This window comes from Actinoallomurus soli (assembly GCF_024055715.1).
In the GTDB taxonomy this organism is placed as follows: domain Bacteria; phylum Actinomycetota; class Actinomycetes; order Streptosporangiales; family Streptosporangiaceae; genus Actinoallomurus; species Actinoallomurus soli.
Genome location: NZ_JAMXMV010000003.1, coordinates 383895 through 406528 on the forward strand (window position 1 = coordinate 383895; position 22634 = coordinate 406528).

General features: G+C 68.7%; 24 protein-coding genes and 1 riboswitch. Of the genes, 12 read left to right on the top strand and 12 right to left on the bottom strand.

Going from position 1 to position 22634, the window contains the following annotated elements:
* Window positions 1-2 precede the first annotated feature (2 nt).
* Both NDW01_RS10900 and NDW01_RS10905 read right to left on the bottom strand, forming a co-directional pair.
* The gene (locus NDW01_RS10900) at window positions 3-416 is read right to left on the bottom strand and encodes a hypothetical protein (protein ID WP_252819429.1); all 414 of its coding nucleotides are present in this window, start codon (window positions 414-416) and stop codon (window positions 3-5) included.
* Between the two features lie 177 nt (window positions 417-593).
* Complete coding sequence (locus NDW01_RS10905) at window positions 594-1073, bottom strand: ATP-binding protein (RefSeq protein ID WP_252819431.1); 480 nt, start codon at window positions 1071-1073, stop codon at window positions 594-596.
* 277 nt (window positions 1074-1350) lie between these two features.
* Here NDW01_RS10905 and NDW01_RS10910 point away from each other — a divergent pair, with 277 nt between their 5' ends.
* The gene (locus tag NDW01_RS10910) at window positions 1351-1851 is read left to right on the top strand and encodes a hypothetical protein (protein ID WP_252819433.1); all 501 of its coding nucleotides are present in this window, start codon (window positions 1351-1353) and stop codon (window positions 1849-1851) included.
* A gap of 27 nt (window positions 1852-1878) precedes the next feature.
* Here NDW01_RS10910 and NDW01_RS10915 read toward each other — a convergent pair whose 3' ends face one another.
* The 3 genes from NDW01_RS10915 to NDW01_RS10925 form a co-directional block, all read right to left on the bottom strand.
* The gene (locus NDW01_RS10915) at window positions 1879-3120 is read right to left on the bottom strand and encodes a PP2C family protein-serine/threonine phosphatase (RefSeq protein WP_252819435.1); all 1242 of its coding nucleotides are present in this window, start codon (window positions 3118-3120) and stop codon (window positions 1879-1881) included.
* Between the two features lie 177 nt (window positions 3121-3297).
* Window positions 3298-4725: a sialidase family protein gene (locus tag NDW01_RS10920; RefSeq protein ID WP_252819437.1), complete on the bottom strand. Its 1428-nt coding sequence runs from the start codon at window positions 4723-4725 to the stop codon at window positions 3298-3300.
* A gap of 204 nt (window positions 4726-4929) precedes the next feature.
* A complete protein-coding gene (locus NDW01_RS10925) occupies window positions 4930-5244 on the bottom strand; it encodes a DMT family transporter (RefSeq protein WP_252819439.1) in 315 nt (104 codons plus the stop codon).
* Window positions 5245-5278: 34 nt separating this feature from the next.
* Window positions 5279-5338: riboswitch (guanidine-III (ykkC-III) riboswitch) on the bottom strand.
* Between the two features lie 301 nt (window positions 5339-5639).
* Here NDW01_RS10925 and NDW01_RS10930 point away from each other — a divergent pair.
* A complete protein-coding gene (locus NDW01_RS10930) occupies window positions 5640-6545 on the top strand; it encodes an aldo/keto reductase (protein ID WP_252819441.1) in 906 nt (301 codons plus the stop codon).
* Between the two features lie 147 nt (window positions 6546-6692).
* Window positions 6693-7598, top strand: a complete 906-nt coding sequence (locus NDW01_RS10935) for a helix-turn-helix transcriptional regulator (RefSeq protein ID WP_252819443.1) — start codon at window positions 6693-6695, stop codon at window positions 7596-7598.
* A gap of 618 nt (window positions 7599-8216) precedes the next feature.
* On the opposite strand, the gene NDW01_RS10940 is transcribed toward NDW01_RS10935, so the two are convergent.
* Both NDW01_RS10940 and mscL read right to left on the bottom strand, forming a co-directional pair.
* Window positions 8217-8465, bottom strand: a complete 249-nt coding sequence (locus tag NDW01_RS10940) for an ATP-binding protein (RefSeq protein ID WP_252819445.1) — start codon at window positions 8463-8465, stop codon at window positions 8217-8219.
* 346 nt (window positions 8466-8811) lie between these two features.
* The gene (gene mscL / locus NDW01_RS10945) at window positions 8812-9264 is read right to left on the bottom strand and encodes a large-conductance mechanosensitive channel protein MscL (RefSeq protein ID WP_252819448.1); all 453 of its coding nucleotides are present in this window, start codon (window positions 9262-9264) and stop codon (window positions 8812-8814) included.
* 264 nt (window positions 9265-9528) lie between these two features.
* Between mscL and NDW01_RS10950 the strand changes: the two genes are divergently transcribed.
* The 5 genes from NDW01_RS10950 to NDW01_RS10970 all read left to right on the top strand — a co-directional run bounded on the left by NDW01_RS10950 (window position 9529) and on the right by NDW01_RS10970 (window position 12230).
* Window positions 9529-9825, top strand: coding sequence for a WXG100 family type VII secretion target (locus NDW01_RS10950; protein WP_252819449.1), 297 nt, complete (start codon window positions 9529-9531; stop codon window positions 9823-9825).
* Between the two features lie 68 nt (window positions 9826-9893).
* Window positions 9894-11222: a WXG100-like domain-containing protein gene (locus tag NDW01_RS10955; protein ID WP_454923413.1), complete on the top strand. Its 1329-nt coding sequence runs from the start codon at window positions 9894-9896 to the stop codon at window positions 11220-11222.
* The gene (locus tag NDW01_RS10960; protein ID WP_252819453.1) at window positions 11215-11556 is read left to right on the top strand and encodes a hypothetical protein; all 342 of its coding nucleotides are present in this window, start codon (window positions 11215-11217) and stop codon (window positions 11554-11556) included. The genes NDW01_RS10955 and NDW01_RS10960 overlap by 8 nt, the downstream gene beginning before the upstream one ends.
* 65 nt (window positions 11557-11621) lie before the next feature.
* Window positions 11622-11888 (top strand): hypothetical protein, encoded by a 267-nt coding sequence (locus NDW01_RS10965; protein WP_252819455.1) that lies wholly within the window; start codon window positions 11622-11624, stop codon window positions 11886-11888.
* A 57-nt stretch (window positions 11889-11945) separates the two neighbouring features.
* Entirely contained in the window at window positions 11946-12230 is a 285-nt protein-coding gene (locus NDW01_RS10970; RefSeq protein ID WP_252819458.1) for a hypothetical protein, read from the top strand.
* 403 nt (window positions 12231-12633) lie between these two features.
* On the opposite strand, the gene NDW01_RS10975 is transcribed toward NDW01_RS10970, so the two are convergent.
* Window positions 12634-13647: an endonuclease/exonuclease/phosphatase family protein gene (locus NDW01_RS10975; protein WP_406567716.1), complete on the bottom strand. Its 1014-nt coding sequence runs from the start codon at window positions 13645-13647 to the stop codon at window positions 12634-12636.
* A gap of 396 nt (window positions 13648-14043) precedes the next feature.
* On the opposite strand from NDW01_RS10975, the gene NDW01_RS10980 reads away from it, so the two are divergent.
* Window positions 14044-15279 (top strand): HNH endonuclease signature motif containing protein, encoded by a 1236-nt coding sequence (locus NDW01_RS10980; protein ID WP_252819462.1) that lies wholly within the window; start codon window positions 14044-14046, stop codon window positions 15277-15279.
* An 84-nt stretch (window positions 15280-15363) separates the two neighbouring features.
* Here NDW01_RS10980 and NDW01_RS10985 read toward each other — a convergent pair whose 3' ends face one another.
* The 4 genes from NDW01_RS10985 to NDW01_RS11000 are packed head-to-tail and all read right to left on the bottom strand — an operon-like array spanning window position 15364 to window position 20241.
* Window positions 15364-16593: a hypothetical protein gene (locus tag NDW01_RS10985; RefSeq protein WP_252819464.1), complete on the bottom strand. Its 1230-nt coding sequence runs from the start codon at window positions 16591-16593 to the stop codon at window positions 15364-15366.
* The gene (locus tag NDW01_RS10990; RefSeq protein ID WP_252819466.1) at window positions 16590-16868 is read right to left on the bottom strand and encodes a hypothetical protein; all 279 of its coding nucleotides are present in this window, start codon (window positions 16866-16868) and stop codon (window positions 16590-16592) included. Before NDW01_RS10990 ends, NDW01_RS10985 begins: the two co-directional genes overlap by 4 nt.
* A complete protein-coding gene (locus NDW01_RS10995) occupies window positions 16865-19498 on the bottom strand; it encodes an SUMF1/EgtB/PvdO family nonheme iron enzyme (RefSeq protein WP_252819468.1) in 2634 nt (877 codons plus the stop codon). The genes NDW01_RS10990 and NDW01_RS10995 overlap by 4 nt, the downstream gene beginning before the upstream one ends.
* A complete protein-coding gene (locus NDW01_RS11000; protein WP_252819469.1) occupies window positions 19495-20241 on the bottom strand; it encodes a class I SAM-dependent methyltransferase in 747 nt (248 codons plus the stop codon). Before NDW01_RS11000 ends, NDW01_RS10995 begins: the two co-directional genes overlap by 4 nt.
* 344 nt (window positions 20242-20585) lie before the next feature.
* On the opposite strand from NDW01_RS11000, the gene NDW01_RS11005 reads away from it, so the two are divergent.
* The 3 genes from NDW01_RS11005 to NDW01_RS11010 all read left to right on the top strand — a co-directional run bounded on the left by NDW01_RS11005 (window position 20586) and on the right by NDW01_RS11010 (window position 22574).
* Window positions 20586-21464 carry a helix-turn-helix domain-containing protein gene (locus NDW01_RS11005; protein WP_252819471.1) on the top strand — a complete coding sequence of 293 codons (879 nt, stop codon included), beginning with the start codon at window positions 20586-20588 and terminating at the stop codon, window positions 21462-21464.
* On the top strand, window positions 21464-21595 hold the full coding sequence (locus NDW01_RS44315) for a DUF397 domain-containing protein (protein WP_406567712.1): 132 nt from the start codon (window positions 21464-21466) through the stop codon (window positions 21593-21595). Before NDW01_RS11005 ends, NDW01_RS44315 begins: the two co-directional genes overlap by 1 nt.
* Before the next feature lie 649 nt (window positions 21596-22244).
* The gene (locus tag NDW01_RS11010; protein WP_252819474.1) at window positions 22245-22574 is read left to right on the top strand and encodes a hypothetical protein; all 330 of its coding nucleotides are present in this window, start codon (window positions 22245-22247) and stop codon (window positions 22572-22574) included.
* Window positions 22575-22634 lie beyond the last annotated feature (60 nt).

Consider the following 22634-nt stretch of genomic DNA (forward strand, 5'->3'; position numbering starts at 1 on the left):
CATCATCGTCGGTCGAGCGGGCAGCGCGCCTTGAGGTCACGGTTGGGGCAGCAGATCACGGCCAGATCAACGAAGTTGCCGCCGGTGAGCCACCAGGCCCAGACCACGTCGTTGCCCCGGCGGAGGGTGTCGAGGGCGGTCGCGGCCATCGCCCGTACGGTCGGCGCGTGCCGTCGCAGCTCGGGGTGGGCGATCAGCGGCTCGATCTCGGCGTGCTGCCGTTCCAGCCAGGCGACCGCGTCGGCCGGGTCGTCCCAGGTGCCCCTGATGAACCGAGCGGGCTTGGCGAGCCAGGCGGAGGTCCGCTCGGGTGGGACGGGCGAGGTCTCGAACCCGCTCCCGCCCGGCGACCGTACGGTGTCGTAGGGCCGGACGGCCTCGCCGGGCCCCCGGTAGCCGTACGCGTGGAAATGCACGGCGCCTCCTCTCGCGGACGCGGCCCGGGGCGGAACCCAGGGCCGCCATCCGTCGCTCACGGCCGGCCCGTCTCGACGACGGCGACGAGCACGCATGCCTCGCCGTCCTCGCCCGTGTAGCCGCCGCACCGTGCCGTCTTGCGCCATGACACGCCGTTGAGCTGGTATTCCATGGTTTCACCTCCCCCCGGCGGTCGCCTGGGACCCGGACTCGGGGGCGGGGAGGCCGGCCGTCGCGGGCGGTTCCGCGGTGAAGACGGCGGTGACCGTACGGCCCTGGTCGTCGCCGTGCCAGCCCCAGCCGTCGGCGAGGAGCGCGACCGTACGCAGGCCGCGCCCGCACTCGGCGAGGTCGTCCGCGTCGGCGACCACCGGTTCGGCCGGGCCGCCCTGGTCGGTCACGGAGATCTCCGTACGGCCGGCCGCGTGGTAGACGTCGACGGTGAACGAGCCGCCCTGCCCGGAGCGGGTGTGCCTCAAGGCGTTCGCGACGAGTTCACCGACGGCCAGGAGGATCTCGTCGAGCCGCGGCCGTTCGGGCAGCAGCGCGGTGACGAACGCCCGTACGGTGTGGGCCTGGTCGGGGGTGCCGGGGAACACCGCCCGCCAGTACATGACCGGCGCGGCGACGGCCGGTTCCGGTTGCGGGAGAAGCATGCACACCTCGTGGGGTGGAGGATCGGCGGCGTACCGCCGGAGTGCTTCTCAGCTCACACGAGGCACACGGGTCGTCGCATTCGGTAGGCGGACGAGGACGCCCGGAACGGGAACTCGCACGTCAGGCCGTGCCACGCCGCCGTCCGGCGAGCACCGTGCCCGAGCGTCACCGCGTCGAACGTTCGGCGGTCGGCTCGCGCTCGGGCAGGACGGAACGGGACAGAGCGCGCGCCTGGGAGACTATGTGGATCTTGAAGTCTGTCTCCGGAGTTCTCGCATGCATCGTGGGGCCGTCATCTGTCTCCCGCTCGTTCTGCTGGCCCTGAGCGCCTGCCGGGACGACGGCGGGGCCGCCGCCCCGTCGGCATCGCCGTCGTCCGCGGCCACCTCGCCGGCGCCCGGCGCCACGGCCACCCCGACGACGGACAGTTCCGCCCCGAGCCCGGCGCCCACGAAGTCGCACCACGCCTCTGCTTCGCGGACCGCCCGCACGCCGGCACCGGCCGGACCGGGTAAGACCTGCGGCACCGTTCAGCCGCCCGGCAACGGCCCCGCAGCCGTGATCGGCGTACTCAAGGGACACGTCGACTGCGCCGCGGCCGTCACCGTCTTCCGCACCTACTACCGGCGGGACACTCCGAAGCAGGGCAGCGCGGGCGTCGCGACCGTTCACGGCTGGCGCTGTGCCAGTAACTCGGCCGCCCAGGCGAACCTCACCGGCCGGATGTCCACCTGCCGGACCTCGACCATCACGATCGCCGCCGACATCATCCCCTGATCGGCGGACCGCTCTCCGGCCGGTTCATCAGAGGCGGACGACCACCAGGGCGACATCGTCGGAGGCACCGCAGCGGAGCCGGTCCAGGAGGGCGTCGGCCAGCTCCTGCGGCGGCAGTTCCCGGTACTCGGCGAGGGTGGCGGTCAGCCGGGCCAGCCCGATGTCGATGTCCTCACCGCGGCGTTCGATGAGCCCGTCGGTGTAGAGCACGAGGGTGTCCCCCGTGCGGTACTGCAGGGTGGCCTGGGGCCGGGGGACGACTTCGGGGCGAACGCCCAGCGGCGGGTCGGTCGCCCGATCGAGCAGTTCGTGGCCGCCGCCGGCATGCGCGAGCACCGGCGGCGGATGACCGGCGCTGCTGTAGGCGATGAGGCGGCTGCGAGGATGGATCACAGCCTTGACGGCGGTCGCGCCCAGCGCCCCTTCCACGGAACCGGCGTACTGGTCCAGCGACTGCAGCGCCTGCGCGGGGCTGTGGGTGTTCCGGACGGCGCCGCTCAGGACGAACCGCAGCGTGCCCATGATGGCGGCGGCCTCCAGCCCGTGGCCGACGACGTCGCCGACCGCCATGGAGAAGACTCCGTCGGTCAGGTCCGCCACGTCGTACCAGTCACCGCAGACGTGCAGCGACTCGGTCGCCGGCTCGTACCGCACCGCGATCTCCGGGTGCCGGGCCAGGTCCGGGGTGTGCAGCATACGGTCCTGGATGGCGAGGGCGACCTGGCGTTCGCGGGCGTACGACCGGCGCAGCTCGTCGTTCAGCCGCTGCAGCTCCAGCGCATGGTCGAACAGCTCGGCGGCCAGCGCCTGCTCCCGCCCGCTCAGGTTCTCGTGCGACGGCCGGTCGCCGGTGTCGCAGAAGTCGACGAACGCCGTGACGTCCACGGTCCGCATCAGGAACCACGCCAACGTGCCGTCCGGGCCGGCCACGGGGGTGATGGTCGACGACCACCAGCGCTCCTCGAATTCCCCGGACCGCCCCGGCACCGCGACGTCGTACCGGATCGGCGCCATCGTGTCGGGCCGGCGCGACGTCGCCACCCAGCGCAGCGAGTCCTCCAGCCTGCGCTTCCCGCCACCGGAGGGGCCCGCGGGATCGGCCGGGAAGACCGAGAACAGGTCCTTCCCGATCAGCTCATCACGGGTCCGCTCCGTCACGTCGAGAAATGCCTGATTGACGTCCGCGATCACCAGGTGGGGGTCCAGCACCGCATAAGGAGTCGGAGCGACGGCGAACATCGCTCCAAAATCGATCTTCGCAGTGCTCACGGAGTCCTGCCCGTCCCCGACGACTGCCCCCACAGAAAATGCTAATTCAGACGGTGCGGTGATCCTCTGAGCCCCTGGGCCGGGCCTTCCCGCAAACCCCTCGACACCACCGGTGATCGGGTCGGCGCGAGGTGCGGGCCGCCGGCGTCTTCGGCTCCGGCGGCCCGCACCGGCCGGTCAGTTGTAAAAGGTCGCGCTGTGGACGTCCACCGGGTTGGCGGTGTCGCCGGTGGCCGCGCCGTACACGGCCACGAAGGCCGAGCCGGTCGAGACCAGGCCGGTATAGTCGCCGAGCATCCGGCCCGAGCTCGTCGACGGCACCTTCCGCGCGTCGAACGAGCCCTCGATGTGCTGCTCGCGCCACGATCCGGAGCTCGTGCAGTCCTTCGCGCAGGTCACGGCCCAGAAGTCGGTGGGCAGGCCGGCGGCGGAGGTGTTGTTCCGGAAGTCGTAGTACGTGACCGCCACGGTGCCGCCGGGCGACACGGCGACCGCCGGTACCGCGGCCGAACCGGTGGGCGTCCTGTCCACGCGAACCGGGCTCGACCAGGTCTTCCCGTCGTCCGTGGACCGCGCGTACGCGACGTGGAAGGTGCCGTCGGCGTCCTGGCTCTGCCAGACCGCGTTCACGACCGTGCTGTTCGGCTGGGCCGCCAGCAGCGGCAGTGTCGCGTTGCGCACCGGGTCACCCGAGTCGTCGGGGTCCGGGATCTTGGTACCCACGGTGAAGGGTGCCGCGACGTTCAGCGTCGGCGCCGACCAGGTGGCGCCGCCGTCGGTCGAGCGGATGACCTGGGTGGCGGCGGTGGTGTCGGTCTCGTCGTGCATGCCGATCAGCAGCGTCCCGTCCGCCATGGGTACGAGCTCGGTGCCGATGGCGCCGCTGTTGGTGGGGACGTCGTACGCCTTCTTCGTGCTCCAGCTGCGCCCATCGTCGGTCGACTTCGCCAGGTAGACCGGCTGGACCCAGCTCCCGTCCGACCGGGTGTCGACCCGGTCCCACACCGCGTAGACCACGCCCGGGTGGTACGGGTCGGCGGTGATCGACGGGCGGTCGTTGAAGAACTCGGGATCGTCGTCCCGCTGCAGGGTCGCCGGGGCGTCCCAGTGCTTGCCGCCGTCACCGGACCGCGACACCAGGATCGCCGTCACCTCACCGGTACGCGACAGCGAGAACGACGCGGCCACCGCCGCACCGGACGGCGTCATCGTGACCCAGTGGTCCGTCGTGACGTCGTAGTCCCCGCCGTTCGCCGCGGTGCCGCCGTTGCACCGGGAGAACGCGGGCCGGCTCGCCGACGGATGCCACGTCGCGCCGTAGTCGTCGGACACGGCGGCGACGGCTCCGTTGCTGCCGTACCGGTTCCAGCGGTCCTGCTGGTAGATGGTGACGAGATGCCACGGCCGCTTCGGGTCCCGCGCGACCATGGGCTGGACCTCGGTGTTCGGGTTCAGCACGTAGCCGTCGCCCTCGGGCTGCCCGCAACCCGCCGGCAGCGCGCTGGTGCCCGATACCCGCACCACACTGGCAGGGTCGGAGCCGTCCGCGAACGCGGGCTGGGTCGCAACGGCGCAGGCGAACACGGTGGCCGCCGTGACCATCATTGACCTGGAACGTCGTTTCAACGGTGCCTTCCTCATCCTCGATGGGAGTGTCTGCGCAGGTGGCAGCGCCACCTGACCGGGCAACGTGGTGCCGGCACGCGCCGAACGGCGCGACCGACGTTACAGGTTCAAGATCATCTTCGTCCCCGTCTTGGCTCAGCAAGATCGACGAAGAGGCCGTGCGGACGCTCGCGGAGAGGCGCGTCAGTGCAGGAACTTGAGCCCCACGACACCACCGATGATCAGTGCGAGGCAGACCAGGCGGGCGGCGGTGGCCGGCTCACCGAGGACGGCCATCCCGTACACGGCCGTGCCGACGGCCCCGATCCCCACCCACACCGCGTAACCGGTGCCGATCGGGATGTCGCGGAGGGCGTACGACAGGCCGGCCATGCTGGCGATCAGCGCGACAACGAACAGCGCGCTCGGGCGTACGCGGCTGAGGCCGTGCGAGGACGACAGGGCGGCGGCCCAGACGGTCTCCATGAGACCCGAGACGACGAGAACGATCCACGCCACGACGACGTACCTCCGGGGAGAAGACTGACTAGTGACTACGTCGTCTTGTCCTGCCGGGTACGACGTGCTCGTCCGGGGCCGGCCGCGGCATGTCAGGGGCCGTCCACTTCCGAGGCTAGCAAGCACGGACGTGGGTGCGGCCACCGCCGGCCGACCTGCTCAGGCGGCGACCGCAGGTGCACTGCTGCGAGTCCGTCGATCGGCCGCGGCTCGCGGCGTTCGCGGGTCAGATCGCCGGCCAGGACCGTCCGACCGGTCATCGACGCGGCCGTGGGGTGGACTCGCAGTACCTGGATGAGCACGACCTTCCGCAGCGTGCGAGACGGGGTGCCCAATGGAGGTGCGGGCTCCGCCACTCCCCTGGGGCCCGATCCCGGAATGAGAGAAGGATCGTCATGTCCGCTGCACCTCTGCTCACCCTGAACAACGGTGTCACGATGCCGGCGCTCGGGTTGGGCGTGTACCAGAGCGCGTCGGAGGAGACCACCGCGGCCGTGGAGGCCGCGCTCGCCACCGGTTACCGCCACATCGACACCGCGGCCGTCTACTTCAACGAGCGCGAGGTCGGGGAGGGCATTCGTCGTTCGGGCGTCGACCGGTCCGAGGTCTTCATCGAGACGAAGGTCTGGATCACCGACTACGGCTACGAGAAGACCCTCCACGCGTTCGACAAGAGCGCGGGGAAGCTGGGTGTCGACCGGATCGACCTGCTGATCCTGCACCAGCCGCTGCCCTCGGCCTTCGACCGGACCATCGCCTCCTACCGGGCGCTGGAGAAGCTCCTCGCCGACGGCAGGGTGCGCTCGATCGGCGTCTCCAACTTCACCGCCGACCACATCGAGGCACTCCTCGAACGCACCGAGATCGTGCCCGCCGTCAACCAGGTCGAACTGCACCCGTACTTCGGCCAGCACGACGTGCGGCAGGCGCACGCCAAACACGGCATCCTGACGCAGGCGTGGTCGCCCATCGGCGGTGTCACCTTCTACCCGGACCCGCTCGGCTGGTCCGCCGAGAACCGCACCAGCACGCTCGCCGAGCCGGTGATCCTCGGCATCGCCGAAACGCACGGCAGGACCGCCGCTCAAGTGATGCTCGCCTGGCACCTGCAGCAGGGGCGCTCGGTGATCCCGAAGTCGATCAAGCCCGCACGCATCGCCGAGAACTTCGACGTCTTCGACCTCAAGCTCAGCGGCGAGGAACTGGCGGCGCTCGACGCGCTCGACAAGGGCGTTCGCAACGGCCCCGATCCGGCGGCCGTCACGCTGGAGACCGGCAACTGGCCGATCCCGGAGGCGTGACCGGCGCCCCCGTCCACGTCCGCCGCGCCGCGCGGAGGGCTCGCCTTCAGGGCGCGCCCCCTGCGCGGCGCGGGGGCCGCAGCGGCCACGTTCGGGTGTACTGCCAGTACCTCCCGGACGCGGTCGCGGCTGATCTAACCTCGATTCATGGGCCTGGAGAACGAAGTACGCGACTTCCTGACCTCCCGTCGCGCCAGGATCACCCCGGACGACGCCGGTCTTCCGGCCTACGGCGGGATACGCCGTGTGCCGGGACTCCGCCGCGAAGAGGTCGCCCTGCTGGCCGGCGTGAGCGTCGACTACTACAACCGTCTCGAACGCGGCCGCCTCCGGGGCGTGTCGGAGCACGTACTGGACTCGATCGCACGTGTCCTGCGGCTCGACGAGGCGGAGCACGCACACCTACGGGACCTCGCGCGCGCCGCGAACACCACCCCCGCCAGGCGGCGCCGCGCGACCCCGCGGGGTGTCCGTCCGGCCCTCCAGCAGCTGCTGGACGCGATGACGGAGGCCGCAGCCGGAATCCTGAACGACCGGATGGACATCCTGGCGGCCAACCGGCTCGGACGCGCGCTGTACGCCGGCGCCTTCAGCGAGTCCGGCCGTCCGGCCAACCTCGCGCGGTTCGCCTTCCTCGATCCCCGCAGCACGGACTTCTACGCGGACTGGGAGACGGCCGCCGACGACACCGTCGCGATCCTGCGCTCCGCCGCCGGCGGCAACCCGTACGACCGTGACCTGTCCGACCTCATCGGCGAACTCTCGACGCGCAGCGAGGACTTCCGGTCCCGGTGGGCGGCGCACGACGTCCGGTTCCATCGCACCGGCACGAAGAAGCTGCACCACGCCGTCGTCGGCGATCTCACCCTGTCCTTCGAGGCCCTGGACCTCGGCTCGGACCCGGGCCTCACGCTCCTGGCCTACACCGCCGAAGCCGGCTCCACCTCCGAGGACGCCCTGCGCATGCTCGCGAGCTGGGCCGCGACAGAGCGCTACTCCCGGCGAACACTGAGTCGACGCGATCAGTGGTACAGCGCTGACGCTCCGCGATGAAGCGTTGGCGACCCGGACCGCGGCGGCATAGGGGCTGGCGCGCCGGCTACGGGTGCACGACCCGGCTTGGTCTCCGAGCCATGCCGGGAGTCGCTCCGCTGGCTGGTAGTCGCCGGCGGAGCCGGGTCCGACGATTCCGGGCCGCACGAGGTTGACCAGCATCTAGACTGCCGATTCCGCGAGCAGAGAGGACGACTTGTCAGATGGCAGAACCGGACGAGACACCCCGCCCTGCTAATGGTGATCCTGACCCTTCCGCCCCGACACCAGAAGGCAGCGACAGGTCCATCCGTCAGCGCATCGCTGACCGATGGAACGGCCTCGGAGCCACTGGCAAAGTGGGTGCCGTCGTTGGCGCGACGGTTGTGCTGGGGGGAGCCGTCCTCGCCCTTAACCGCCTCGAGCAAAAACCCGGCCATAAAGACATTTCCGGTCTCGGCGACGGGCTCGCGAGCCTCCTCAGCTCGGCCGCCACCGAGCAGGAGTCCACCGGCTCCCTAACCGCCCCCCAGTATGTGACGGAGAGCTGGGAGGCGGACGAGTACGAGCGCGACACCTGCCTCAACCCCCGCCTCCACCCCCACGGGTGCACCCATGAGGTCCGCCGGGTGGCCCGCTCTACCAGGAATCGGCGCCGGGACCTTCTGACCGCGAAGTCCTGAGGCGACCAGCCGGAGCGAAGATCACCGTGACCGTACGGCCGGTGTGATCGCCGTGCCGGCCCCAGCTGTCGGCGAGGATCGCGATCGTCCGCAGGCCGCGCCCGGATTCGTCGAGATCGCCGGCGTCGGTGACGACCGGCGCGGCCGGGCGGCCCTCGTCGGCGACCGAGACGGCCGTGCATCCCGCGGCGTGGCGAACGCCCACCGTGAACGACCCGCCGTGACCGGAGCGGCGGCAGGGTGGCGACGAACCGCCGTACGGCGCGGGCCTGGTCGGGACGGCCGGGGAAGGTCCGCCGCCAGTACAGGACGGGCTCGGCGGACGTCAGAGGGCAAGCGGCATCGGGTACCTCACCGAGGAGTTCGTCGGCGCCCGTCGCCGGGCCGCCGGGCACGCTCCTCGGCTCAACCGCAGGCGACGCATCTCCCGCAGTCCGTACGCGGTGGAGGGCACGGTGACCCGCGGTTCGCACGCGCGGCCGAGCGGCGTGCCGCGCCGGCGCGTCGCCCGGCCGCACGGTCACCGGGCCGAACGCTCGGCGCTGACGGTGTCAGCGCGGGGGCAGGGTGCTGCGCGGAGGGGTGGAGGGCCCTCCGTGGTCCGTGGCGTCAAGGCGCTGCTGCTTGAGCAGATCCCGGATCTCCCGGAGCAGCTCGACGTCCGGGGGATCCGCCGGGCCGGGCTCCTCGCCGCGCTTGCGCCGTTCCCGCAGCTGGTTCATCGGCAGCATGAACAGGAAGTAGAGCACCGCGGCCACGATGAGGAAGTTGATGGCGGCGTTGATCACCGAGCCGAGGTCGACGAACGTCGACGGGTTGCTGGGCCAGACGTGAAAGCCCAGTCCCTGCGCCGCGTGAGCGCCGCCGAGCGCGTTGATGACCGGCTGGATGACGCCTTTGGTGACCGACGTGACGATCGCCGTGAACGCCGTGCCGATCACCACGGCGACGGCCAGCTCGATGACGTTGCCGCGAGAGATGAAGTCCTTGAAGCCCTTGAGCACCTGTTTACCTTCCCAGACAGCGCGGTGTACCCGTGACCGGACCGGCGCGCTACAGGTTGGCGGTTCGGTATGGCATAGGTCAAGGCGTTCTGCCGAGCGGACCTGCAGGTCGCGTGGCCGGGACGGCTCGGCCGGCGTTCCGCCGGCGGGGCTGCTCATCGCCTCGCCCGACGCCGGAGTGACGGGCTGCACGGCCATCGACATGCCGAGTCAGGGCTTGTACGTTCTGGGCGGGATATGTCGCTTTTCGGCGGGGTGAGGTGGATGAGCGACCGGATCCGCGCCGAGCTGGCGGCCTTGGCCGCGGGCGAGCGGGCCTTCGCGGAAGTTCTGAAGTCCCTGCGGAAGACGCTGGCCGATCTGGAGCGCGACCTGTCGTCCGATCTGGACTCTTGGGACGGGGACGCCCGGCTCGCGTACGAGCACAGCCGCGAAGCATGGCGGGCGGCGGCCGATGACATGGCCCACCGGCTGGACGGGCTGAAGAAAGTGATCGGAGTCGCGCACCGCAACTACGGCCGGTCGCTGTCGGCGAATGTACGGATGTGGCGCGGCGCATGACGCCTCCGCGACCGCCGGCGCCCCCTTCCGGTGCCGTGCCGGCTTCGCCACCGAAGTTCGCCCGGTTGGTGGAAGGTCGGCCGACGCCGTTACCGCCGGGGATCGCTGCCCGCGTCGACATCACACCCGAGTCGGTGCAGCACGCGGCGGAGAACTTCGCGACCGGCCAGCAACACCTGGCCGATGCCTGGATGCGGCTGCGGTCCGGGCTGGACGCCAACGCGGGCATGGCCGGGACGGGCGAACCGGCCAAGGCGTTCGCCGGAAAGTACGATGCGGCGCTCAAGACGAGCTGGAAGGGCTTCGGCGCCGGGATCATCCACCTGGGCGGCACGTCCAAAGGACTGACCCAGATGGCCAACAACCATCTGAAGGCCGACCATCATTCGCGTGCGGACCGGCCGGGCGGCGCCGCGGTGAAACTGCCGTTCGCGCGGGTGTACCCGAGCATGTCGATGGCCGTGCCGGCCCCGGCCATGGGCCGGGGCGGGTCGGGGCTGCCCGGACCGCTGGCGAAGCTGTGGCCCAACGCCTCGGTCGCCCGGCTGAAGGCCGCGGCCGGGGTCTGGAGAGCGGCGGCCAAGGAGATCCACTCGATCGGTGACTGGCTGAACTGGACGATCGGCACGATCACCGACACCAGCAGCGGTCCGGACATCGACGCGATGTACGACTACTACGGCAAGATCTGGACCCCAGGCGGCGGTGGCGTGCTCGGCAAACTCGAAGACGCCTGCTCCGCCATGGCCGACGCGTGCGAGCAGTACGCCGGGAAGGTCCGCGGCGCCCGCACCAAGATGAAGTGGGAACTGGTGGGCGCCGGGATCGGCGTCGCGCTCACCACCGCGGGTGGCCTCATCCTCACCGCGCCCACCGGCGGCGGATCCGACGCCCCGGCCGGCGTCGCGGACGCCGCCGAGGTCACCGCGGTCCTCTCGCCCACCGCCCATGAACTGGTCAGCTCGGTCACCGCCATGATGCTGTCCCTGCTGTCCGGCGACATCATCGGCGCCCTCACCATCGCATTAAGCACCATCCCGACCATCACCCTGATCGAGACCGAGGTCGAGGAAGAGCTCGAGCCCGCCCTCGAAGACGGCATGGCGGCGACAGAGGGGACGGCGACCGGTTGGCGTTCCATCTTCGATTCTCTTAAAGCCGGAAGGCAACCAGGAAGCGTCAAAGTAGTCGACAATCCCACCGAGTTGCGCAATCTATTCGACACGATGACACGGGGCGGAGAACAGATGCCCGCCCGAGGGCCTAAGATCCCAGAGGTGTACCGGCTGAGTGATGGTACCGTCGTCCAGTGGCGCACGGCATCCAAGTCAGGTGGCGAGACAATAGACATCTTCCCAACCGATTCAAGGCCATTGAAGGTACACGTCGATGACTGAAGCTCATGAGATAGCCGACGAAGTCCTGCGCGAAGGAGCAGACGACTGGGTTCCGCTGGACAGTCTCATTTGGTACGCCAGAGAGTCGGCGTCGAATTCAGGATCCGACTTCAAGAGGCTAGCGATCGAAGCCCTCGAGTTCCTGCTGTCCGAAGAGCTTGTGCTCGTCGGCGACCTCGGCGAGAGCGGATTCGAGCCTTGGGCGACCTCGACGACGAAGACCATCGAACGCATCGTCGCCGCCTGCGAAAGTACTGATTGGAAACCCTCCGGCGGACTCTGCTGGCTATCGACCACCCCCAAGGGCGATCAGCGCGTTCAGGGCACCGGGTGACACGCACATCAGCCCCTGGAGACCAATGAAAACGATCCCGGCCGGAACCGTACGCTTATACTGAAGTGCCCATCTTCATGGATGCATTCGGACTCAGAGAGTTCCAGCTTTATGTTCTGGCCTTCATGCCCTACTCGGATCAGGTCCAGGAGGTTCTCGATCGCCTCCATGCGACGCGGGACGAGGCTAAGGACATTCTCAGGGCTTCGAACCATACGGACCTCGCCAAGATGCATCATAAAGTAGACATCGAGATATCGATGATGGGCGCACCAGAATACGAGAGGGACTTGACCGCGGACGAGATGCCCGAATCCGAAAGATTGATGTGATCAAGGGTAGTCGGATTTCGCCTTCCCGCCTTTCATGATTTCGACTATCTCGTCAACGTGGCTAGGCTCGGCTACGCCTGGGGTCAGCGTCTCGGTCGCCGGCCGGACATGACGGCACCCCGTATCGAGACGCTTGAGGACCTACGGCCATGGGGATCGGTCAAGGGTGAGGCGTTGGGCGCGTTGACCGACGCCGAGAAGGTCGACGAGTTCTCTTACTACGAACTCTATGAAGGACGCATCCGAGAGCGACGGACCGGCGAGCTCATCGAGGTCCTTGTGGAGTTCGATGTAGAACTGCTGCAGTGGGCAATGCCCGCATCCGAGGCACGAGAGCCATGAACACCGACGACTATGCACGCCGTTCCTGGTATTCCGTATCCGATAGGCGAGGCCAGTATTGCGCACGCACGCAGCCATCTCCGCATCCGATCTCGGTCTACTCGGCCATCCGTAGCGCATCACCGAAGAGGGAAAATGTCGAGACATGCGCATGTGTTCGTTGAGGCGCGCCTTCAATCGAGGAGGCAGCGTCTGAATCTTCGAAACCGCGAAGCATGCCGGTTGGCGAGCCGTCGCCGCCGATGACCTGCAAACAATCTTGGCCGCTACGATGCAACCACGCTGACGTGCCGCGGGGCGTCTCGCTGTTGGCTGTAGATCGTCGACTTCAGCGCCCGTCGGACGAAGCCGACCTGGAGCTCGGAGTCCCGAAGCCCGGCACAGAGCCGGTGCTTCGGCGGGTTCACCAACTGATTCCGGCTGCCACCGGGAGGTGGTCGCTGCCGGTGGCCGGTAGCACCCACGAACGTACCGGCTGCACACCTCGGACCAGGATCTGGTCGAGCCGCACCATCGGGAAGCTCGCCGGCCAGGTGAACCCGAAGCCGCCCCCGGCGACGTCCTGGGCCGAACGCAGCCGCGAGGTGAGGCCGGCGAACGCACGGTCGTCCGTAGTGCCGTTCAGGTCGCCGAGCAGCACCACCCGCTTGTTCTGCTCGGCAGCGATGGCCTTGGCGAGCGCATGCGCACCGGCGTTCCGCTCACTCGTCCAGAAGCCCCGCCTGGGCATCACCCGTACGGACCCCAGATGAGCCACGTACACGGCCAGCGGCCCCTGGTCCGTGGTCACCGTGGCGCGCAGCGCCCGGGTCTCGTTCATCGTCGGGTCGCCACCGATGTCGAGCGGCCGGGTGTCCGACAACGGCAGCCTGCTCCACAGCCCGACGTTGCCTTGCATCGTGTGGTACGGGTACGCCTCCCCCAGCATCTTCGCGTACGTGATCGTGGCCTGCCGGGCGCGCAGTTCGGTGGGGTCGACCATCAGCCGCGCGTCGGGTTGCGCCAGCTCCTCCAGCGCTACGACGTCCGCCCCGGACGCGATCAGGTCCCTGGCGGTTCCGGCCGGGTCGGGGTTGCCGGCGCTGACGTTGTGGCTGACCACGGTGAGGTCGCCGCCCGGGTGGTGGGACTTGTCGCTGAGCAGCCCGCCGAAGAGGGCCGGCCACACCGTGACCGGCAGCAGCAGCGCGGCCACCGCGGAGGCGGAGCGGCGCCAGAGCGCCCCGGCCAGCAGCACCGGGACGAACAGGCCGAACCACGGCAGGAAGGTCTCCACCAGGCTGCCGAGGTTCCCGATCCGGTTCGGGATCTGCGCGTGCAGCAGCATGACCAGGCCGAGGAGCAGCGCCAGCGCCGCGAGGATCAGGCCACGCTTCCAGGGCCCCGGCCGGCAGCCGACGCGGATCGCCCGGCGGATGCCCGCGCGCCAGATGCGGGAGCCGGTATCCGAGCGGCCGGTGCCCCCCTGCCCGGTCTCCGCGGTGTCCGCCTGCGCGATGGCCTGTTCTCGCTCACTACCGGTCACTGCGGCATCCTCGGGTTCGAGCCATACCGCTAGTCAAGGCAGCGTGGTGTTGCGAGCGCGTATGCGATTTTCGATACGCCGACGATATGCGCCCGCTCCTGGCATCGAGAGCATGCGTGTGCTGGTCGTCGAGGACGAAGCCCTGCCCTTCCGGTGACGAGATCGCCGAACGCATCGCCGCCAACGGCGACGGCCTGCCCGGCGAACACCGAGCAGAGCGCGCGCGGGCCGCCTCATGCGGCTCCCGCCTACGCCCCATCTGTCGCATACCGGGCGTACGGTTCGATCATGGCGCTCACCGACATCACGCGCGAAGCGGTCCTCGCCGCGATCGCCGAGTTCGACCGGCTGGGCCGTGACGCCTTCCTGGAGAAGTACGGGTTCGACTCCTCCCGCCGGTACTGGCTCCTGCACGACGGAGCGCGCTACGACTCCAAGGCCATCGCGGGAGCCGCCCACGGCCACCTGCCCGGCCGCTCTCCCCTGGCGGCGAAGGAGTTCTCCGGCGGCAGGGACCACGCCGTGACCGTGCTACGGCGCCTCGGCTTCGAAGTGACCAGCGCACCCAACGGCGACTCGTCCAGCTTTCAGACCGCGGACGAGATCGCCTCGGCCATCGGCGACCTGCGTCCCGCCTCAGCCTCCGGCAAACCGATGCTCAAGCAGGCCGTTGTCCTCCTGTGGGCGATCGGTCGCGCCCGCGCCGGACAGGACCGCCTTCTGGGATGGGCCGACACCGTTGCCGCGCTGAGCCCGCTGCTGCAGGCTTATCGCCGGGATGGCGAAAGCCGCCATGGCCGGCCGGACTACCCGATCGCCGCGCTGTTCAATGCCGGGCTGTGGGACTTGCCCGGCCGCACCGACGTCCCACGAGCCCACGGCACCGCCGCATGGGCGTGGTTCGCCGAACAGGAACCCGAAGGTGGCCTGCCAGAGTTCGTGTACGCGCTCGCCCGCCGCTCGGGCCCGGCGCGGGTCCGCATGATCGACGCGATCGCCGCGCGGTTCTTCGACGACTTCGACGAGAGCGGCCTCCTCACCGCCGTCGGGCTCTACGACGAAGGCGTCGCCGCCGACGAGGCACCACCGCGTGGAAGCTCCGACCAGGAGACGGCGCGCGGGCGCTCCCCCGAGGCAGCCAGATCCGACTACGCCCGACTGTGCGAACTGGTGGCGCGCCGGGAGACCCGCACGCACGGGCAGCGGCGCACCAGGATCGCAGGCGACCCGATCCGGATCGGCGTCGCTCGCCGGGCGGTCCTGCTCCGGAGCGAAGGCCGCTGCGAGAACCCCGGATGCGCCAAGCCGGCCCCGGACCGCAACGATCGCGGAGAGCCGCTCCTGGAAGTCGACCACGTCGAGCAGCTGGCCGACGGCGGCCGTGACCATCCCGTCCAGATGATCGCCCTGTGCCCCGACTGCCATCGGGTCAAGACGCACGGGCAGAGCCGCCACCAGCTCATTCCCGTACTAACTCAGCGGGCACGCGAACTCCACGACCAGTGGATGTGTACGGGCGGCTGACTTTCGGGTTCGCAAGTTCTGAGTGGTCGGCCGCGGCCACGAGGGCGTGGGCGGCACGTGGTGAACCTGGCCGGATACCCGAACCTACCTGAACCGCTTACGTACGGAGCGGAGAACCACGCGGGCCGTACGGGTGGTCAGCAGGGCTGCCGTGAAGACGAGGCAGGCGGCGAGAACGATGCCGAACATCCATGGGCTGTGCGAGCCGAGGGCCTGCAGGAGCGCGAGGGCGAGGCCTGCCGGCACGGTGACGAGGGTGAACAGGACCAGAGCGTTGTTGACGTAGCGTTTCTCATCGTCCCTCGTCAGCCGGTTGTAGTCGCTGATCTCCGTGAGCACCTGTTCGAAGCGCTCACGGAGCCGGTGCTGGCGCTGGTAGGCGCCGAGCAGCTGGTTGGGGACGCCGTGCGTGGACAGGTGCTGCCACCACAGTTCGTGCCGGAACAGCGTCACCCGCCGTTCGAGCTCGGCCATCGCCGAGGCGAACGGCGCGTCGAGTGCCGAGACGAGGGCGTCCTCGAGGTCACTGATGCCCTGCAGTTGGAGAACGCCGATGAGCACGGCGTCGAGGTAGATGCTGTGGAAGTACAGCTCGGCGTGGTTGTAGAAGGGGTCACGGGGTCCTTCGTCGGGACGACAGCCCACCAGTGACAGACCATCGCGGAGGACGAGGCCGCGCCAGTCCGCGGACAGCCGGACGAAGTCGAAGCCGGAGGGTCCGGTGTTCTGCGGTATCGGCAGCTGCCGAGGGTCCGGCGGATGGTCGGCGACGTTCGTACGCGACGCCAACGCCCAGAGCCATTGGTCGGCGCTCGACCAGCGCGCGTACCGCAGATGCCGGTAGAGGCGAGGGAACCAGCGGCCCCGCTGCGTGACGAAGCTGAGGGTGTACGACACGGCCGCGTCGAGGACGGCCTGTTCATCGACGAGTTCCCGTGGGTCGAATCCATCGAGCCGTGTGCCTCGTCGCCGGGCGAGCGCCCGGACGACGTCGAGCGGGTGGGCATCGACGGTCTTGAGATGCACGATGACCAGGCCGTGCGCGCCGGGCTCCTCACGCAGGCAGACGGCTTCCATCCCCTGGATCTCAACGCCGCCCGTCCGCAGGTCGAGGAGCTTGTGCCAGCGGCGGGGCCGGCCGGTCGACCCGTACAGCAGGCGGGCCGTACGCGGCGGATAGTAGGTGGAGCGCTCGTCGGCGCCGGCGCGTACGTCGCCGTACTCGAACGGCAGCGGGCCTTCGGCCCAGTCCGGTGTCTTGGGGAAGGTCGCCTGGTAGACGGCGGTGATGACGGCGCGCGCCGGCCGGGTCATCGGTAGTAGGCCTCTACCTCGGGGAGGTCGAGGCGGATGATGTAGGTGGCCTCGCTGGGCCGGTCGGGGTCGTCGATGAACCGCACGCGTTCTCCGGTGCGGATGGTCCGGAACCCTTCGGTGACTATGTCGGCGTACATGAAGGTGTAGTCGTCTCCCGTGTCGACGTCACGGACGACGTAGACACCTGTTCGCCCGGCCTGGCCGCTGCCGAAGGGGCGGCGTTCGACGATGCGCCCGAGTCGCTGCCGGGCGTTGGCCGAAGGTTCGGTCATCCGAGGTCCTCCACACAGCGGAAGCCGACGACGTTGCTGGCGCCGCGGCGCCGGTACAGGCCCTTCGACGAGGTCTGGACGGCGCGGTAGGGGTTGTCGTACGAGCCGCCGCACATCACGATGTCGCCGGTCTCTTCGATGACGGTCGAGGTGAGTTCCCAGACGTTGCCCACCATCTGCCGGATCCCGAAGGGTGAGCGGTTCCGCGGATTCGCGTCGACCTGCACGCGGGTGGCGTCGCGCAGGCCGCCGCGGTCGAGTTCTTCCTTCCAGACCTCGTACGTGACGAGCGGGCGTCCGCTCCAGGTGTCGGCGCAGTTGACGGCCTCCAGGTCGAGGTCGTCGCCCCAGGGGAAGAGACGCCCGTCGGCACCGCGGGCGGCGGCCTCCCATTCCAGGGAGGTCGGCAGGCGTTTCCCTTCGAAGCGCGCGAAGGCGTAGGCGTTCCACCAGTTGATGCAGACCGCCGGGTGGTCGTCGTACGCGGGGTCGTCGTAGTAGTCGGGGACGGCGAGCCGTTCGCGCCATGGCTGGTGGGTCTGGTCGGGCGGCATGTCGGGGTGGTCCCACTCGGCCGATCCGTCGCGCTCGACGGCGGCGAGGAACCGCTTGTAGCGGCCGACGGTCACGGCGTACCGGTCGAAGCGCACGGGCCGTTCGACGGTGCGGAGCATCAGGTGGTGACTCGGGCCGACGAGGTACGTCCCGGCCGGCAGCACGCAGTCGTCGGTGGTGTCGTCGTTCCGGGAGCGGTGGTGCAGGAACGCGCGGGTCTGCGCGGACAGCGTCGACCCGCTCGCCGGGCGGTCGCGCCGGAGGTGTTCTGCGGCGAGCAGTTCCTGGTAGGCGGAGTGGGTGAAGGCGATCCGCTCGTCTCCGGCGGGCCGGAACAGCGGCCATAGCTTGAACGCCTCGAAGGCGATCCTGCCGCCCTCGAAGCAGCCGATCCCCAGCGCGTTGCACACGTCGATCAGCGTGAACGTCGTACGGCCCTGCAGCGCCGCGCCGCCGAAGTAGTCGACGAGCTGCGGGATCTGCTCGGGGATCCCGGCGTCGGCGACGGCCTGTTCGAGGTGGGTCCACAGCAGGTCCGGCAGTGGTGCCTCGTGTCCGAGCATGCGCGACAGCCGCAGTTCCAGCGGTGAGCCGTCGTCGGTGCCGTCGCCGTCGAAGTCGACGTCGTGCAGGTGCAGCGCGGAGAACCGCGGGATCTTCAAAGGGTCGACGCCCTGAGCGTGCAGGTGCTGGACGAGCTTCTCCGACATCAGCGCGGTGCCGTCGAGCAGCCGGCGTACCTCGGGTGAGTCCTCCAAAAACGACACCCGGGAGCTCATGACGACCGCGGACTCGGCCGACAGGATCTCGGCGAGCTCGGCGAACAGGTCCAGGAACCCGGTGAGGGTCGTCTCGTGCACGGCCTCGTCAATGCCGTCCAGCGCGCACACGACCGACCCGGATCGGGCGAAGTAGTGGAAGACGTCGAAGACACGGGACGTCTCGACCGACATGCAGTCGGCGAGCGTACGAGTGACGAAGTCTCTGAAGCTCTCGTCCTTCCGCTTGAGGCTCATGTCGAAGTAGAAGCGGTAACGCCGTACGTCCGCGTCCCGGCCGTCCGCGACCAGCCGTTTCAACAGCGTGCTCTTGCCACTCCCCGACCGGCCGACGACCAGGACGTTCCCACCGGTCAGGGCCACGTCACCGAGCAGGTCCATGGCGTCGCCCAGCCGGGAGAGCGCCATCTCGCCCGAACGCTCGTCGGTGGTCAGCAGGTCCGCCGCGATCGGCAGCCGTTCCGGTGCGGGCAGCGCGCCGAGCGCCGGGTGCGCCTCGGCCGCCGCGTCCAGGTGCGCGTCCACATCGACGACGGTCTCCATGAACCGGTCGTACGTGACGACCCGGTAGTCCTCGAACGCCTCGGCCTCCTCGTCCTGTTCGTCCACGACGAGGAACCGGGTGAGCTTGGGCAGCCGCGTCTGCAGCAGCTCGCCGCCGGTGCTCCGCAGCACCTGGTGCAGCTCGCCGATGTGCCGGGTCAGCAGCAGCTCGACGTACTCGGTCCGCAGACCGGTCTCCCGGCTGAACAGCTGGTAGACGGTGTGCTGAGACAGTTCGAACCGTTTGACCGGCCGAAAGTCCAGCGTCAGGTAGAGGCCGGCGAGGAACTCCGCCTTCTTGGCGACGAGCGGAGTCAGTCGTGGTACGTCTCCGGTGAGCACGACGCTGCCGGTGCTGGTGAACCAGACGAGCACATCCAGCAGCCGGCGTACGGCGGTCAGCCCGTCCTCTTCGGCGATCTCGTACCCGTCGTGCGCGGAGCGGTTCCGCAGCCGCTGGATGTCGCGGAGCGCGTCCAGCACGGCGCCGCTGGCGATGTGCGTCTGGCAGCCTTTGATCAGCTCGCTCAGCGACTTGCCGGACGGGTCGCCGGGCACGTCGTGGTGCCGCCAGAGCTGCTTGAGGATCCGCTCGGTGATCTTCCCGACCCACGAGATGGCGTTCTCGGGGTACCCGTCGCCGAGCGACTTGATGGGACGCTCGAAATCCAGGCCGAGGAACGTCGCGATCCGGGAATGGTCGTCGAGTTCGGTCTTCAGCCGGTGCAGGCGTTCATCCAGTTGCGGGCTCACGAGCGCACCCCCCGGACGAAGGCGAACCGGTCGGGGAAGCTCAACCGCTCGCCGGGGTACCGCTTGTCGATCTCCGCGATGCCAGCCTCGATCTGCTCGTCGTCGAAGCACGACAGCAGGGACATGTACCGATTCCGCACCATCGTCAGGTACCGGGCCTTGCTGAACGACAGCGGGAAGGACGCATAGTCGAGGCCGACCCGCAGGCCGGCGTCCCGCAGGTACGCGGCGATGTCCTCGGGGTCCGGCTGCAGCCGTTCGAACATGGCGATGGCCTCGCCGAACAGCGGATACTCGATGCGCGTGGGGAGCATCACCACCAGCAGACGGCCGCCGTCGGCCAGCAGGTCGGCGAGGCCACGCAACACCGCTCGGCGGTCATCGACGTGGTGGATGGCCTCCTTGACCAGGACGGTGTCGAACCGGTCGTACGGCAGCGGCACCTCACCCGACGCAAGCTGTTCCGCCGATGCCTCCACTGGGAGGTAGGAGTCTCCGGTGGGCAGCTGCTTCAGCATCTTCGCCGACGGATCGACGCACACCACCCGGCCCGCCCGCTCGGCCAGCCCCCGCGCGTAAAGGCCGGTGCCGCATCCGACGTCGGCGACCCGATCTCCGGGCGCGGGATCGAGCCGATCGAGGATGCATCCCGTCATCCAGCCGATGAACTCAGGGCTGTACGCCCAGTTCTCGTCGTAGCTGTCCGCCAGCCGGTCATAGTGAGCCCGTGTCTCGCCCTGCACCGTGGGGATTCCTCCAGCCCATCAACTCGACCTCGCACTAACCGTAACCTGCGTGGTTGTGGACTTCCCGACCCTGACCAGTCAAGGCCATCGGGGAACCGCTCCGTCGGTGCGAGAGTCGAATCGCGTAGCCCGGTCATCTTCTTCGAGTGCGATTCGGTCTGACACACAGCCACCGGTCTTTAGCCCTCGGGTAGAGAGCGCTCCAGAGCCGAACGTTCACGCCGCGCACCGGTTCGGGCATTGGACCTGCGCGAATGTCCGTTGATTCCGCAGCGTGTTCGAACAACACATGCTGTAATCGGCTCCAATACCCCCTGATCGACGGCCCGGGGAGGTCGACGATGAGCAGCCCCTTCGTCCGCCGGCGACGCCTCGCCACCGAGTTGCGTACGCTCCGCGAAGCGCGCGGCCTGACCGCCGACCAGCTGGCGTGCCGGATCCACCAGTCGCGCATGAAGATCTCCAAGCTGGAGAACGCACACGTACGGCCAGACCTCGCCGACGTCATGAAGATCCTCGACGTCCTGGGCGTGACAGGCGACAAGTGGCACGACATCGTCCGCATCGCCCGCGACGCCGCCGAACGTGGCTGGTGGGACTCATACGGCGACGCGATGGGCGACCGACAGCGGCTGTACGCCGACATCGAGTCCGGCGCGAAGACAATCCGCGAATACCAGCCCGGCGCCATGCCCGGCATCCTGCAGACCCCGGACTACACCTGGGCACTGATCGAGCACGCCAAGGCCGAAGGCCCCATCACCTACATCCCCGAACGCCTCGTCGAGGCGAGACTCCAACGTCAGCGGACCGTACTCCGCCCAGATGGGCCGGAGTACGAGGTCATCCTCGATGAAGTCGGCCTCCGCCGTTTTACCGTCCCGCCTGACGTCATGTGCGCCCAACTGAATCACGTAATCAGGGTCGCTGAGACCCACGCTCGAGTCACTGTGCGGATATTTCCCCTGGTCACAGGGGTCGCATCTGCGCTGACTCCGGGAGCTCAGTTGATCGTCTACACGTTTCCAGATCCCGCAGATCCTACGATGGCGACTGTACAAACGGTGGCCGCTGAGATATTCCATACAGAGCCAGAGGAGGTAGCGCGATACCTCCGCAGGTATCAATATGTACGAGAGGCAGCACTGTCGGAGGTAAGAAGTCTCAGCTTTCTGAGTGCACTCGCCAGCCAGATCAGCGACGAGAGAGAGCCGACATAGTGACCACGAACAGTGATTGGCGGAAGTCCCGGCGGAGCGAACCTAACTCAGCGTGCGTAGAGGTTGCAGCCATCAACGTGTCGGAGGCCGAACAGAGTAGCGTTGCAGCAAAACTTTCGGGCCAGCTGTAATTATGTTTTTGTCAGTTACCGTTAACGCACGCCAACCGCGCGGTCTCCTCGGGCGCCGCGCCTTACTTCCGTGCTGTACAACAGGAGATGCCGCACCGAGCGCAGGCGGATTTGAATAGGGTCGGCGATCTCGACGTCACACCCCCTACTGGCCTCGACATTCCTCCGGCGACCGCTCTGCGAGCGGAGGATTCATCCCGCGTATATCCCACGATGGCGCGAAGGGAGACGCGGCGGAGGGGGCCCTGGCCTGAGCGTGATCAGAACCGGTTGTGTTATGCGAAGGATGCCCGGGAAGGTCCGTGCATGTCGATTACGGAATCCGGTCCTCGGAGCGTCGCCGACGTCTGCCGTCTGCAGGGTCGCGGCGGTCACACCCTCCAGGTTCCTGTCGGTTGGCGAGCTCCGTGCGGCGGGGAGCCCAGTATCCGGTGGCAAGCGGACCCGGAGCGCAGGGCCGGCCACGGCCGAGCACCGGAAGCCGCGCGGCAGCGATCGCCCTCAGCCGCGACTGGCGATAACCACAAACGGCGATCGTCTTGAACAGCAACCGCCCGAACGACACAGATCATGACGCCTACTGAACTTGATCAGGTGATGTCGCGTGATTGCCTGACAGTTGAGGGGTGGATCCGGTAGGTCTGAGCGAGTGAACGCCTCCGAGCCCGACCAGACCACCTCCGAGGACGACGAGACCACCTCCGTCGCCGAGAGGCTGAAGAACCTGTTCAAGAAGAATAAAGAGATCATCATAGGCGGCACGGCCCTCGTCGTAGCGACCGGCGTGCTCATCAGTCGCTCCAAGGGGCATGGCCTCACCGAGAACACCGAGGGCTTCGGGTCGTTCTCCGACCCAGTAGTTGAGGGCCAGAAACGCCAATCCCCTTCCCGGCATGTGGTGACCTCACATCAGAGGAGGACCAAGAACGGGGTCGTTACTGTTCGACCTTATGAGCGGGGTGGCTCCACGGTGGCCTGAAACCGGCTGCGCTCCCGCCCGACATGGCGTCCTTCCTTGTAACCGCGGTTCAGACCGGCG

Bases quoted from the DNA above. Each gene is read 5' to 3' on its own strand.
- NDW01_RS10905 (WP_252819431.1), bottom strand. From the start codon at position 1,073: ATGCTTCTCCCGCAACCGGAACCGGCCGTCGCCGCGCCGGTCATGTAC.
- NDW01_RS10910 (WP_252819433.1), top strand. From the start codon at position 1,351: ATGCATCGTGGGGCCGTCATCTGTCTCCCGCTCGTTCTGCTGGCCCTG.
- NDW01_RS10920 (WP_252819437.1), bottom strand. From the start codon at position 4,725: ATGATGGTCACGGCGGCCACCGTGTTCGCCTGCGCCGTTGCGACCCAG.
- NDW01_RS10930 (WP_252819441.1), top strand. From the start codon at position 5,640: ATGTCCGCTGCACCTCTGCTCACCCTGAACAACGGTGTCACGATGCCG.
- NDW01_RS10935 (WP_252819443.1), top strand. From the start codon at position 6,693: ATGGGCCTGGAGAACGAAGTACGCGACTTCCTGACCTCCCGTCGCGCC.
- NDW01_RS10950 (WP_252819449.1), top strand. From the start codon at position 9,529: ATGAGCGACCGGATCCGCGCCGAGCTGGCGGCCTTGGCCGCGGGCGAG.
- NDW01_RS10960 (WP_252819453.1), top strand. From the start codon at position 11,215: ATGACTGAAGCTCATGAGATAGCCGACGAAGTCCTGCGCGAAGGAGCA.
- NDW01_RS10980 (WP_252819462.1), top strand. From the start codon at position 14,044: ATGGCGCTCACCGACATCACGCGCGAAGCGGTCCTCGCCGCGATCGCC.
- NDW01_RS10985 (WP_252819464.1), bottom strand. From the start codon at position 16,593: ATGACCCGGCCGGCGCGCGCCGTCATCACCGCCGTCTACCAGGCGACC.
- NDW01_RS10990 (WP_252819466.1), bottom strand. From the start codon at position 16,868: ATGACCGAACCTTCGGCCAACGCCCGGCAGCGACTCGGGCGCATCGTC.
- NDW01_RS11005 (WP_252819471.1), top strand. From the start codon at position 20,586: ATGAGCAGCCCCTTCGTCCGCCGGCGACGCCTCGCCACCGAGTTGCGT.